At 66.4% G+C, this 12140-nt stretch carries 14 protein-coding genes; 9 read left to right on the forward strand and 5 right to left on the reverse strand.

What is annotated here, in order from left to right; genetic code table 11:
• Positions 1-37: 37 nt before the first annotated feature.
• The 7 genes from SSP29_RS24095 to SSP29_RS58595 all read left to right on the forward strand — a co-directional run bounded on the left by SSP29_RS24095 (position 38) and on the right by SSP29_RS58595 (position 6794).
• On the forward strand, positions 38-847 hold the full coding sequence (locus tag SSP29_RS24095; RefSeq protein ID WP_089102831.1) for a transposase family protein: 810 nt from the start codon (positions 38-40) through the stop codon (positions 845-847).
• Between the two features lie 329 nt (positions 848-1176).
• Positions 1177-1944, forward strand: a complete 768-nt coding sequence (locus SSP29_RS24100; protein WP_089102832.1) for an SDR family NAD(P)-dependent oxidoreductase — start codon at positions 1177-1179, stop codon at positions 1942-1944.
• Positions 1945-2327: 383 nt separating this feature from the next.
• Complete coding sequence (locus tag SSP29_RS24105; RefSeq protein ID WP_145968948.1) at positions 2328-3101, forward strand: ISL3 family transposase; 774 nt, start codon at positions 2328-2330, stop codon at positions 3099-3101.
• A 516-nt stretch (positions 3102-3617) separates the two neighbouring features.
• Positions 3618-5087 carry a group II intron reverse transcriptase/maturase gene (gene ltrA / locus SSP29_RS24110; protein ID WP_150134803.1) on the forward strand — a complete coding sequence of 490 codons (1470 nt, stop codon included), beginning with the start codon at positions 3618-3620 and terminating at the stop codon, positions 5085-5087.
• A gap of 4 nt (positions 5088-5091) precedes the next feature.
• Positions 5092-5640 carry a helix-turn-helix domain-containing protein gene (locus SSP29_RS24115; RefSeq protein ID WP_145968949.1) on the forward strand — a complete coding sequence of 183 codons (549 nt, stop codon included), beginning with the start codon at positions 5092-5094 and terminating at the stop codon, positions 5638-5640.
• Positions 5641-5709: 69 nt separating this feature from the next.
• Positions 5710-6549, forward strand: coding sequence for an IS5 family transposase (locus SSP29_RS24120; protein ID WP_089102836.1), 840 nt, complete (start codon positions 5710-5712; stop codon positions 6547-6549).
• 92 nt (positions 6550-6641) lie between these two features.
• Positions 6642-6794: a hypothetical protein gene (locus tag SSP29_RS58595; protein WP_167449992.1), complete on the forward strand. Its 153-nt coding sequence runs from the start codon at positions 6642-6644 to the stop codon at positions 6792-6794.
• 257 nt (positions 6795-7051) lie between these two features.
• On the opposite strand, the gene SSP29_RS56205 is transcribed toward SSP29_RS58595, so the two are convergent.
• From SSP29_RS56205 to SSP29_RS24150, 5 genes are all read right to left on the reverse strand, one after another.
• A protein-coding gene (locus tag SSP29_RS56205; RefSeq protein ID WP_218036916.1) for an IS5 family transposase occupies positions 7052-7860 on the reverse strand; the annotation gives its coding sequence in 2 pieces (ribosomal slippage) (positions 7052-7510 and positions 7513-7860; 807 coding nt in all).
• A 40-nt stretch (positions 7861-7900) separates the two neighbouring features.
• Positions 7901-8485: a TetR/AcrR family transcriptional regulator gene (locus SSP29_RS24135; RefSeq protein WP_089102839.1), complete on the reverse strand. Its 585-nt coding sequence runs from the start codon at positions 8483-8485 to the stop codon at positions 7901-7903.
• A 132-nt stretch (positions 8486-8617) separates the two neighbouring features.
• On the reverse strand, positions 8618-9490 hold the full coding sequence (locus tag SSP29_RS24140; protein ID WP_089102840.1) for an alpha/beta fold hydrolase: 873 nt from the start codon (positions 9488-9490) through the stop codon (positions 8618-8620).
• A gap of 114 nt (positions 9491-9604) precedes the next feature.
• Positions 9605-10351 carry an SDR family NAD(P)-dependent oxidoreductase gene (locus tag SSP29_RS24145; protein ID WP_089102841.1) on the reverse strand — a complete coding sequence of 249 codons (747 nt, stop codon included), beginning with the start codon at positions 10349-10351 and terminating at the stop codon, positions 9605-9607.
• A 33-nt stretch (positions 10352-10384) separates the two neighbouring features.
• Positions 10385-11104, reverse strand: a complete 720-nt coding sequence (locus SSP29_RS24150; protein ID WP_089102842.1) for an SDR family NAD(P)-dependent oxidoreductase — start codon at positions 11102-11104, stop codon at positions 10385-10387.
• 200 nt (positions 11105-11304) lie between these two features.
• Between SSP29_RS24150 and SSP29_RS24155 the strand changes: the two genes are divergently transcribed.
• Both SSP29_RS24155 and SSP29_RS24160 read left to right on the forward strand, forming a co-directional pair.
• On the forward strand, positions 11305-11658 hold the full coding sequence (locus SSP29_RS24155) for a VOC family protein (protein WP_089102843.1): 354 nt from the start codon (positions 11305-11307) through the stop codon (positions 11656-11658).
• A 29-nt stretch (positions 11659-11687) separates the two neighbouring features.
• A complete protein-coding gene (locus SSP29_RS24160) occupies positions 11688-12062 on the forward strand; it encodes a DUF427 domain-containing protein (protein ID WP_089102844.1) in 375 nt (124 codons plus the stop codon).
• Positions 12063-12140 lie beyond the last annotated feature (78 nt).

The following is a 12140-nucleotide window of genomic DNA, read 5'->3' on the forward strand; positions in this document are numbered from 1 at the left end:
TTCCCGTCCGGTCGTCTGCCGAACCTGAGGCTTCACAGTGGTCACCTACGCTGCCACGCTCGACGTTCCGCGCCCTGTTGTGGAGTACCTGTCACGCCTGCTGGCCGCGCACCGGCGGCGGATTGGCACGCCACGCGGTAGTCGCGCGCTGGGCCCGTTCCGCCAGGCCGTGTTGGTGTTGCGCTGGTTTCGCGAGCGTGGTTGTGTCCACTGTCTGGCCCGCGACGCGGGCGTCTCCCAAGCCACCGGCTACCGCTACCTACACGAAGGAATCGACATCCTCGCCGCTCAGGCCCCGGACCTGCGCGAGGTCCTGAATCGTTGTCGACGCCAGGGCATGACCCACGTGATCCTCGACGGCACGCTGATCGAATCAGACCGTATCGCCGGTGTCCGCGACAACGGTAATGACCTGTGGTTCAGCCAGAAGCACAAGGCGTTCGGCGGCAACGTGCAGTTCCTGTCCGCCCCGGACGGCACTCCGTTGTGGGTCTCCGATGTCGAGCCCGGCTCCACGCCCGACATCATCGCCGCCCGCATCCACGCTCTCCCCGCGCTGTACAAGGCGGCGGCTGGCGGACTGCCGACACTCGCGGACAAGGGCTACATCGGCGCAGGCATCGGCATCATCGTGCCGGTCCGCCGCCCAAAAGGCCGCTCCGAGCAGGCCCTGCATACGAACACCCGAACCACGAACAGCCTGATCAGAGGTGTCCGGGCCCTGGCTGAACGCGCCGCAGCCGAGCTCAAGCAGCGCTGGCGCACCCTGCAGCACATCACAATCAGTCCCAGCCGGATCGGCGACATCGCCCGCGCCGCCCTCGTCCTCAACGGAATCTGGAAGTGATCACCGTTGAGAAAACGTCACTGGCTGAGCGAGTTTGCGATGTCAGCTTGTTTTGATGCCACCAGGGGGCTTGCGGCGTTCGCCTCCCGCCTGCGTGACCGCTCTCGGGCCGTCTGTCCCGGCTGCCGTCCCTGGGCCATACGGGCCATCGAGTGCCGCCATTCGATGGATACGGTGGTCGGGCCCGATGCGGCTGTCGTCCGGCTGGGACACCTTCCGTGCGGGCGTACCGGTGGATACGCCCCGGCCCGAAGAGGAACCCAGTGTCGTGCGGGTTCCGAACCGCTTGCCCGTCGTTCACCTGAGTGGTTGCAGGAAGGACCCTCGACGTGTCTGATCCCGTCGTCCTCATCACGGGCGCGCTCACCGGCATCGGCCGCGCCACCGCCTTGGCTTACGCACGTCAAGGCGCGAACCTTGTGGTCTCCGGCCGCCACGAGGACGTGGGTGAGCAGTTTGCCGGGGAGCTGGCCGGCCTCGGCGCCCCGGCGGAGTTCGTGCGTGCCGACGTCCGTTTCGACGCCGATGTGAAGGACCTCGTCGACCGCGCGGTCGCGCGGTTCGGGCGGATCGATATCGCCTTCAACAACGCCGGCACCGAGGGAACACCCGGCCCTGTCACCGAGGTGACCGACGAGGCTTACCAGGCCACCTTCGACACCAATGTCAAGGGAACGCTGCTGTGCTTGAAGCACGAGTTCCGGGTCATGAGGGAACAGGGCGGCGGCAGCATCGTCAACGTCAGCTCCACCTTGGGCCTGATGGGTTACCCCGGGGTGACCTTGTACGTCGGCAGCAAGCACGCCGTCGTCGGCATCACCAAGGCGGCCGCACTCGAAGGCGCCGCCCACAGTATCCGGGTCAATGCGGTCGCGCCCGGCTACACCCGGACCGCTATGTACGAGCGGTTCACCGGCGACGACACGGCGCGTAACGCGGTCGATTCGGTGCTGCCTATGCACCGGGCAGGCACCCCGGAGGAGATCGCCGAGGCTGTCCAGTACCTGGGTTCGGACAAGGCGAGCTACGTCACCGGGCACATTCTCGTGGTCGACGGCGGCCTCATGGCGGGCGGGCCCCTGTTCCCGAGCACGTGAATCGCAGGTCGGCGCAGGCCGTGTCGGCCTCGGCGGCGCGCTGCCCGCCCAACGGGATATTCCGGTTGTCATCGCGACCAAGCGGGCGACCCCACAGCACACGAGCGACACCAAAAGCCACTGACGTTGATCACGCCGCTCCCCGAGAATCGACTCCCGAAGTCACGACGAAACGACTCCCTCAGAAACTGACACAGCCACCGGGCAGACCCGCCTCGCTGGCACCAGCCACGTCGCGGGGTGGGGAACGAGAGCAGGTCTGGAGAACGAGCCGAGCACGGGTGGGGAATTTCAGGGTTGTGGCCGCGATTCCGTGAACGCCCAGGTCAGAGTCTGAATGCAGGAACGTTCGCTCAGGGCAGTTCTCGATCATGGGGGCCTCCTTGACCGAAGACGTGCTGTTCCCCGGGATCGATGTCCGGTTGGATGGCGTGAGTGTCACCGCCGCGGTGTTGTTCGTCGATGCCGCGGCCTGCGGACGACCACCGTGTTGCCCAGGCTGCCGATGGCGCGGACGCAGAGTGCACTCGACCTACCGCCGCAACCTGTCCGAACGACCCTTGGGCGGACAGAAGTTGGTCGTGCGTCTGCTGGTGCGGCGCTTCTTCTGCGACCGAAAGTCGTGCGCCCGCAGGACGTTCGTCGAGCAGGTCGATCGGCTGACAGAGCATCGCTGCCGCTCCAGCCTCGGGTTGAAGGAGTGGCTGACGACGGTGGCCGTCGAGCTCGGCGGCCGACCCGGCGAGCGGCTGTGTCGCAAGCTGAACCTGGCGGCAGGCCGGACTCGCCTGCTGGCGTTGCTGGAGGAGCCGCCAGCGCCGGAGCGGGCACCACGGGTCCTGGGCGTGGATGAGTTCGCCTTCCGCCGCGGGCGACGGTACGGCACCATCCTGGTCGACGTTGAGACCGACCGTGTGGTCGACGTCCTGCCCGACCGCACCTCGGAAACCTTCGCCACCTGGCTGACCGCCCACCCCGGAGCGGAAATCATCTGCCGCGACCGAGCCAGCACCTACACCAAGGCAATCAAGGAAGCCGCCCCAGCCGCCCTGGAGATCGCAGACCGCTGGCACCTGCTCCAGGTGCGCCGTGAGGCGCTGATTGATCGAGCGGAGGTGGGAGACCTTCGCCTCCGTCCTGTCGCAGCAGGGCGGTGAAGCTGGGGGCAGCCTGATCCGGGAGGTGCCGGGGAGGGTGGCAAGCGGCCCCGACGAAGCCGGGACGTGTCAGAACCGTCAGATGGTGCGGGTCCGGCAAGCGAGACGGAGAGGTATACGTGAGGAACCGGTGTTTGAAGCCTCCTAAGGTGACATCAGCTCGAACCTGGCGGATCTGGGCTGGTTGCGGTGCATGCTCGCCTCTCTGTAGAAGGCAGCAACTCCCGGGCTGTATCTGCCAGTCGGCCCGGGAGGCCACGGTGAAGTGCTGCGGGGTAGCCGTGGCGAGGCCGCGGGGGTATAGCCGGGTGCCTACTCCGACGATCGATCCATCAGTGAACACGGGAACCTCCCCGGTCTCGCCCGTCGTCCGAGCCACCAGCTCGGGAGAGTTGGGCTGGGCACACCGTCTGTCGAACAGACCGTGGGAGGGGCGGAGCCGCCGTAGTACTCCGAGCCGGGGAGAGCCCGGCACATGGGGAAGGGCGGCAGCGAGATCGCAAGGGAGGTACTGCAATGTCCGGAGAATCCGGGGTGGATGCCCCGGTCGCGTGGCCGGTGGCCGATGTCGCTGAGCTACGGGTACGGAGAATGCAGATCAAGCTGCACCGTTGGGCGGTAGCCGATCACGGCTTCCGGTTCGACGATGTGTTCAACTTCGTCTGCGACCCAGCCGTCCTGGTGATGGCGTTCGAACGGGTCGCGGGCAACACCGGAGCCCGGACGCCGGGCGTGGACGGCGTGCGCGCCGATCACGTACGCGCGGCCGGGGTGGAAGCGTATCTGGACCACATCCGCATGCAGCTGAGGGCAGGGGTCTTCCGGCCCGTGCCGGAGCGTGAGCGGATGATCCCCAAGTCAGGTGGCAAACTTCGCCGGCTGGGGATTCCGACCATCGCGGACCGGGTGGTGCAGGCGGCGCTGAAGCTGGTCCTGGAACCGATCTTCGAGGCGGACTTCCGTCCGTGCTCGTACGGTTTCCGGCCCAACCGGCGTGCGCACGACGCGATCGCCGAGATTCACCTGTTCGGTTCCCAGGGCTATCGCTGGGTGCTGGACGCGGATATTGAGGCGTGCTTCGACCGCATCGAGCACACGGCCCTGATGGACCGTGTCCGAGCGCGGGTGAAGGACAAGCGGGTGCTGGCGCTGGTGAAGGCGTTCCTGAAAGCCGGGATCATGACCGAGCTGGGCGAACGGAACGAGACCACCTCCGGGACTCCGCAAGGAGGCATCCTGTCACCCCTGTTGGCCAACATCGCACTGTCTGTGCTCGACGACTTTGCCGCCGCGCAGTGGGCAACCGCGATGGCCAGTCGGCAGGATCGCGAACGACGACGGCACCGGGGCCTGCCGACCTGGCGACTGGTCCGCTACGCGGACGACTTCGTCATCATGGTCCACGGCACCAAGGAGCACGTCGAAGACCTTCGCGAACAGGTGAGTTCGGTTCTGGCGCCGATGGGCCTCGTGCTGTCACCGGCCAAGACCCGGATCGTCCACCTTACGGACGGGTTCGACTTCCTGGGCTTCCGCATCGTCTGGATGCGGAAGCGCGGAACGGACAAGTGGCACGTCTACACGTTCATCGCCGACAAGCCAGTCGCGACGCTGAAGCGGAAGATCAAGCAACTGACCCAGAAGCTGTCACATCTCGACTACAAGATCGCGCTGATCCAGATCAACCGGATCCTGCGCGGCTGGGCCAACTACTTCCGACACGCGGTCGCCAAGCACACCATGCAGACCCTGCACACCTTCGTGTGGTGGCGGGTCATCCGCTGGGTGATGCACCGGCACCGCACGAACTGGAAGTCCATCCGGCGATGGTTCCGGACTCCGCAAGGACAATGGGAAGACATCGAGTTGGAGGGGATCAGACTGTTCCACCTCGGCAAAGTGCCGATCACTCGGTATCGCTACCGGGGCAACAGCATCCCCACCCCTTGGCCAGATGCGCTGACCGGCCCGACACCAACGGCATGATTTCGTGGAGAGCCCGGTGCTCGGAGACGGGCACGCCGGGTTCGGCGGGCGGGCCGGGGAAACCCACCGGGAGCAATCCCGGCAGGGCGCCCCGGTCCGACCCATCAACCTCTCCGACGCCATTGAGAAGACCTGCCATCAGCACCGGCCGTGCCTGAAGAAGCACGCGGAACGGGGAGGTGACCGCCCCATCAAGATGCCGCTCGTGGACGCACTGCCGCCCACCCGCATCGTGCAGCGCGTTCTCCACCACCATGCCGAAATCACGCGCATGGTCGCCGCCGGCCACCCGCTCAGTGACATCGCCCGCCGCCTCGGCCTTGACCGCAAGACAGTCCGCCGCTACCGCGACACCAACCTCGACAACCTGCTCAACAGCGCCCGAGACCGTCGTCCTGAGAGGGCGTTTATGCAGGTCAGGCCGTATATGTGGCTCTCATACCTGCCCCGCTCTGAGGGTTTTCATCCCGTAGGCGGCGAATGGCCTTCGCTGGAACGGAGAATCGGTCGTCCATCTCGTTCGCTTCCGTACCCGGAAGTCCGTCTGGTTTGAAGATGCCACGGAATCGCCTGATGGACAGCGGAACCGAGCCTTCCGGCTCGCCCGTGATCACGCTACCTCGTGAGCGAGCGCAAGCCGTACCCCAGCGACCTGTCCGACGCCCGATGGGCCCTGATCGAGCCGACGCTGACGACCTGGAGAAAGGCACGGCTCGACCGCAGACCAACCGGGCAGCCGGCCAAGGTCGATTTACGCGACGTCTTCAACGCGATCCTCTACGTGAACCGCACGGGAATCCCCTGGAAATACCTCCCGCACGACTTCCCGAGCCATGGCACTGTCTATGCCTACTACGCCGCGTGGCGCGACGAAGGGATCTTCGTCCAGCTCAATTACGACCTGACGGGACTGGCCCGGGTGAAGGAGGGGCGCAAGCCCGAGCCGACCGCCTCCGTGATCGATACCCAAAGCGTGAAGACCTCCAGCAACGTGCCCCTGACCAGCCAGGGAACGGATGCGGACAAGAAGATCGTCGGGAGGAAGCGCGGCATCCTCACCGACACGATCGGCCTCATCCTCGCCGTCACTGTCACCGCCGCCAGCCTGTCGGAGAACACTCTGGGAATGCGCCTCCTCGACCAGGCGAAGGAGAAGTACCCGACCATCTCCAAGAGTTGGGTCGACACCGGATTCAAGAACGCCGTCGTCGAACACGGTGCCCGACTCGGAATCGATGTCGAAGTCGTCAACAGAAAACCGGATACCCGTGGGTTTCACGTTGTGAAGAGGCGCTGGGTGGTCGAGCGGAGTATCGGTTGGATCATGATGCACCGCCGCCTCGCCCGCGACTACGAGACCCTCACCGCCAGCTCTGAAGCCATGATCCACATCGCCTCGGTCGACAACCTCGCCCGGCGCATAACGGACGAGACCACCCTCACCTGGCGAGGAACTTACTAGGGCATCAAGGGCAATCTGCCTACTTCAAACGCCCTCTTGACGCCGTTTATTTTGGTGGCTGCACGACGAGCGGGGCTGCCACAGTGATCGGTATGGAGCTGCCTCCCGACACCGTGCTCATATTCGATCGCGACGAGGACCTGCTCGTCTTCGAGTCCTACATTCACGCTGCGAACTGGATTGAGGCGATTGACGTAGATGAGGGTGAGTACAGAGCGGCGTACTCACCGGACGGTGGCGTGTGACGCTCACTGCCCCCGAAGGGCCGGAAGGGGCGGTCGTTCTGTCCAGGACCGGCAACGTTGACCTGGGCGATCTGGAGCGGAGGGTGGCCATCTACTGGCACCGCCACCAAACGGGCCAGCCCCCGCGTGACCCGCTGCAGACAGCGCGCTTCTTGATTGGCAGGGACAACCAGCCCCGCAGAGGGTGGCTAGGCCGGGTCACCGACTTGCTGCGACGCGACCGTGCTGGGGACGAGTAGGCGTTATGAGGCGCTGCTTCATCTGATGAGTCGGCGGTAGCCGATGAGGGCTGAGGCTATGCCGACGAAGGCGAGGAAGTGCTCGGCCTTGCGTTCGTAGCGACGATGCAGGCGGCGGCATCCGGCGAGCCAGGAGACCGTCCTCTCCACGACCCAGCGGTGGCGGCCCAGCCCTGTGGAGGACTCGATGCCCTTACGGGCGATACGGTGGCGGATTCCGCGCTTTCGTAGCCAGCGGCGCAGGTGGTCGTAGTCATATCCCTTGTCGGCATGGAGCTTGGCCGGACGTCGGCGGCGTGGTCCGCGTCGGGAGCGGATGGGCGGGATCCCGCGCACCAGCGGTTCCAGGCCGAGGCTGTCGTGCATGTTGGCGCCGGAGATGCCCAGCGACAGGGGCAGCCCGTTCCGGTCCGTGATCAGGTGGATTTTCGATCCGCTCTTGCCGCGGTCGGTCGGATTCGGTCCGGTCAGTGGCCCCCTTTTGCCGCCCGGACGCTGACGGAGTCGATCGCGCACCGCGACCAGTCCAACTCACCGCGGGCCCCGAGTTCGTCGAGCACGACCCGATGGAGCCTGGCCCAGACCCTGGCCCGGCTCCACTGGGCGAAGCGCCGGTAGACCGTGGGCCAGGCCGGCCCGAACACGGGCGGCAGTTGCCGCCAGGTGCAGCCCGAGGTGGCCACGAAGATGACCGCCGCGAGGGTCTCGCGGTCACCGGCCCGCCGCCGGCCCCCGCCCTGCGGACGCTTCACCTCCGTCGGTGGTACCACCCGCCGGAACAGCGCCCACAACTCGTCCGGCACCAGCCGCTCAACCAGATCCGCCATGCACAGTTCAACGAACAATCACGCCAAAAGAAACGACGCCTTATCCCTTGACCGCGGCATCGAAGAGCATGGCGGCCGCTGCGCGCGCGGTCGTCGCCGCAGAGGGGTCGTGGTCCATGCGCGCCGACACCCCAGCACCGTCGTAGAGCAGGTGCAGTTGCCTGGCCAGACCTTCGGCGTCGGCGACGCCGGCCTCCTTCGCCAAGTCCGTGAACATCATCCTCACCCACTGGCGGAACCGCTCCGCGGCACACTCGGTGGGGCTGCCGGGCCGAGCCTCCGCGCTCGCCGACATGTGCGCGCAGCCATTGAAGTCGGGCTCGGTGAACAGCTGGCCCTGGGCGTCGAAGACCCCCAGGAGGCGCTCACGGGGTGTACGGAACCGGGTCAGAGCGCGTTCAACCTGCTCACGGGTCGCCGCGTGGCGGGCGTCCAGGTAAGCCTGGACCAGTTCCTCTTTGCTGCCGAACAGGTTGTAGAGGGACGCCTTGGCAACGCCGGCCTTCTGCACGATGCGGTCGATGCCGACTGTCTGTACGCCTTCGCGGTAGAAGAGGTCGTCGGCGGCTGCCAGCAGGCGTTCACGTGCAGACGGCGTCACGGCGGTGGTGGCCTTGCTCGGCATGAATTTTTCCTTCTTCCAGACTGGCGGTCCAGTCTACTGCTCCGCTCTGGGGCCTATTCGGCCCCTCATCCCATGAAACAAGCCTAGACCGATCTGTCTTCCCGATGACCGCCCCCTGCCCTGCGGGTCCGACTAGCCGGCCGTGGTGTCCTGGCGGTCGAGGAAGAGCTTGGTGTGGGTGACGAACCGGCCGGGGTACTGGAAGTGCGCCCCGTGGTTGGCATCCGGGTAGATGACCAGCTCAGCGTTCGGCAGGAACTGCTGAAGGATGTACGAGTTGATCGTCGCGATGATGGTGTCGTCGGTGCCGTTGACCACCAGAACCGGGACCTTGATGTTTTTCAGGAGCGCGTAGGCAGGGTCCTTGGTGGTGCCGTAGGTGTGGATGGCGGTTCCCTGGCCGGCGTAGACCTGTTCGCCGAAGGGGGAGGCGTCGCGGTCCTTGCGGGCCACGATCCGCTCCACGTACTCACGGCCCAGCTTCTGGCTGGTCTCGGTCGGTGCGAACAGGATCGGCAGCCACATGTCTTCCTGGCGGGGGAGCTTGACGCCGAACAGTGCGGCGGTCTCCGCCGGCATCTCACCGATGCCCACGCCGCCGCGCGGGCCGGTGCCGACCAGAACCAGTCGACGGACCAGTTCGGGCCGCTGGATGGCGACCTGCTGGGCGACCAGGCCGCCCATCGAGTGGCCGACCAGGTCCACGACTGTCAGGCCCAGGGCGTCGAGAAATGTCCCGGCATCGGTGGCCATCTGCTCGATGGTGTCCGGGACGACGCCGCTGGTGGAGGCGACTCCCGTGTTGTTGAACAGGATGACCTCGCGGTCGGCGGCGAACCCGTCGCTGATCGCCGGGTCGTGGTCGTCGAGGTTGCCGATGAAGTGCTGGAAGAACACGACCGGGGTCCGGCCTGCGGCCATGTTGCCGAAACGGCGATATGCGAAGCGGATACCACCCGTCTCGACGAACTGGGTCGGGGCGGTGTCATGGGTGTAGTTGTTCACTGTGGCACTTCTCCTTGCATCGGCGTGTTGGTTCGCGCTGGTGGGCCGGGCGGCGGTGCGACAACCCCGCGCCCGGCAGGCCGGGCGCGGGGAGAGTCCCGCGCCCGAGCCGGATCAGTTGGCGGTGTGGCCGCCGTCGACGTTGAGGATGTGGCCGGTGATGTACGAGGCTTCATCCGAGCCGATGAAGACGATCGCGGCGGCGAGCTCCTCGGAGAGGCCGAGGCGAGCCATCGGAACCTCCGTCACCAGGGCGGCCTTGTTCTCGGGCGTGCCGGTGAAGCGCGTCAGCATGCCGGTGTCCGTGGGGCCGGGCGCCACGCCGTTCACGCGGATTCCCGAAGCGGCGACCTCCAGTGCCACCGACTTAGTGATGCCTTCGACGGCGTGCTTGCTGCCGACGTAGACCGAGGCCCCCGCCGCGCCCTCGTGCCCGTAGGTCGAGGAGATGTTGATGATGCTGCCGCTGCCCTGTTCCTGCATGACGCGCACCTGGTGCTTCATGCTCAGGATCACGCCGAGGACGTTGGTGTCGAACGTGGCGTTGTAGGTCTCCGCGGTCTGGTCGGTGATCGGGCTGGGCCGGCCTTCAGTGCCGGCGTTGTTCACCGCGACATCGAGACGGCCGAACCGTGCGACGGTCTGATCGACCATGGCTCGGACGTCGTCCTCGTTGCGGACGTCGGCGTTGATGAACTCCGCCTCGGATCCAAGGGCGCGCAGTTCCTCGGCGAGTGCCTTGCCGACCTCGTCGCGTCGTCCGGTGACGACGACGTCCGCCCCCTTCTGGGCGAAGGCGACGGCGGCGGCTCGGCCGATGCCGGTCAGGGCGCCGGTGACCAAGATGACGGGCTTGTTCATTGCTTTGGCTCTGTTCTGTAGGTGTGGTGTGTGTCAGACGGCGGTGCGTCCGCCGTCGACGGGGATGACGGCGCCGGTGATGTAGCCGGCGGCCGGTGAGGCCAGGAAGGCGATGACGTCGCCGATTTCCTCTGCCTCCGCCGTGCGGGACAGGAGTGTGGTCTTGCCCAGGGCGGTGAGGTTTTCCCTCGACGAGCCGCCGGTGTAGGCCGGTCCGGGGGCGATGGTGTTGATCCGTACGCCCCGCGGGCTGTACTCGGCGGCCCAGGAACGGGTCAGTGAGGTGAGTGCGGCCTTGGTGGCGCTGTAGGCGGCGCCGCCCGCCAGGCCGATCTGCCCTGCCATGCTGCCCAGGTTGATCACGGTCCCCTGGCCGCGTTCGGCCATCTTCGGTGCGATGGCGGCCGTCAGGAAGTACGCCGAGCGCACGTTGGCCGCGAACAGCGCATCGAAGGTGTCGGACTCCAGGTCCGTCGTGGGGCCGAACCAGGAGAACCCGGCGTTGTTGACCAGGACGTGGACGTCCCCGGCCGCTTCCGCCAGCTGCCTGATGGCGGAGACATCGGTGAGATCGGCGGCGAGGAACCGGGCGCTGCCGCCGACGCTCTCGATCTCCTTGACGACCTCGGCTCCGCGCGCGGCGTCGCGGCCGTGAACGAGGACCTTGAATCCGTCCCGGGCGAGCTTGAGTGCTGCAGCCCGGCCGATACCGGACGTCGCACCGGTCACCAGGGCTGTGCGCATGTCGGACATGGTTGCGCCTCCCTTTGAGTAGTTAGACTGGTCTGTCTAACTTCCTCATCCAGCTAAACAGGTCAATCCAGTCTCGTCAACCCGAGATGGCAGTACTGTCTTTTGAACTTTTGATTTGACTTGAATCAAGGCCATGCCTACGGTTGCCTCACGGAATAGACAGACTGGTCTGGCTATCCAACCTAGGCAGGAGTGAATAGATGAAGTCGACCTTCTTTGGCGCATCGTTCGACGCCGCTGACGCCGCACGCGCCGCCCAGTTCTGGGCCGCAGTCCTGGATCGCAAGGTCGCCGACGGTGCCGACGAGCACGACGCCGTCGTGGAGGCCGGCGATCCCGGCAGCGGCCCGCGGCTCGCCTTCCACCAGGTCCCCGAGGCCAAGAGCGTCAAGAACCGGTTCCACCCGGACCTGATCACCAGCGACTACGAGGGCGAGACCGCGCGTCTGCTCGCGCTCGGGGCGACGAAGATCAACGAATTCCAGCGAAACGGCGCCCGATGGACCACGTTCGCCGACATCGAGGGCAACGAGTTCGACCTCATCGCCGGCTGAGCCACCCGCACGAGAACGAGGAGAGAACCATGACGGCACGGGAACCCAAGATCCCCGGACCCGACCACCCGATCACCATCGAGACCACCGGCGTGCGCGTGGTGGCCAGCGTCGGCCCGCACATCGTCGCCGACACCACCAGGGCCCTGACCCTGCGCGAGGCCGGCTACCCGCCCGTCCAGTACATCCCGCTCGACGACGTCGCCCAGACGCTCCTCGCACCCAGTGCCACCCAGACGTACTGCCCCTACAAGGGCAACGCGTCCTACTACAACATCGCCCTCGCCGAGGGCGGCCCGGCCGACGCGGTGTGGTACTACTCCGAGCCCTACGCAGCGGTCGCGGACATCGCCGGCCACGTTGCCTTCTACACCGACCGGGTGGAAGTCGTCGTCGGGACCTAGCAGCCAAGGGGACCACAGGCCGCCTCTCTCCAGCCTGCTCACGCCAATGAATCTCGGAGGCGGAACCGCACCTGCTTC

It is taken from the genome of Streptomyces hyaluromycini (genome assembly GCF_002217755.1).
Taxonomy (GTDB): Bacteria; Actinomycetota; Actinomycetes; order Streptomycetales; family Streptomycetaceae; genus Streptomyces; species Streptomyces hyaluromycini.

Coding starts and splice junctions, on each gene's coding strand:
- SSP29_RS24145 (WP_089102841.1), bottom strand. CDS start 10,351: ATGAACAAGCCCGTCATCTTGGTCACCGGCGCCCTGACCGGCATCGGC.
- ltrA (WP_150134803.1), top strand. CDS start 3,618: ATGTCCGGAGAATCCGGGGTGGATGCCCCGGTCGCGTGGCCGGTGGCC.
- SSP29_RS58595 (WP_167449992.1), top strand. CDS start 6,642: ATGGAGCTGCCTCCCGACACCGTGCTCATATTCGATCGCGACGAGGAC.
- SSP29_RS24155 (WP_089102843.1), top strand. CDS start 11,305: ATGAAGTCGACCTTCTTTGGCGCATCGTTCGACGCCGCTGACGCCGCA.
- SSP29_RS24160 (WP_089102844.1), top strand. CDS start 11,688: ATGACGGCACGGGAACCCAAGATCCCCGGACCCGACCACCCGATCACC.
- SSP29_RS24150 (WP_089102842.1), bottom strand. CDS start 11,104: ATGTCCGACATGCGCACAGCCCTGGTGACCGGTGCGACGTCCGGTATC.
- SSP29_RS24135 (WP_089102839.1), bottom strand. CDS start 8,485: ATGCCGAGCAAGGCCACCACCGCCGTGACGCCGTCTGCACGTGAACGC.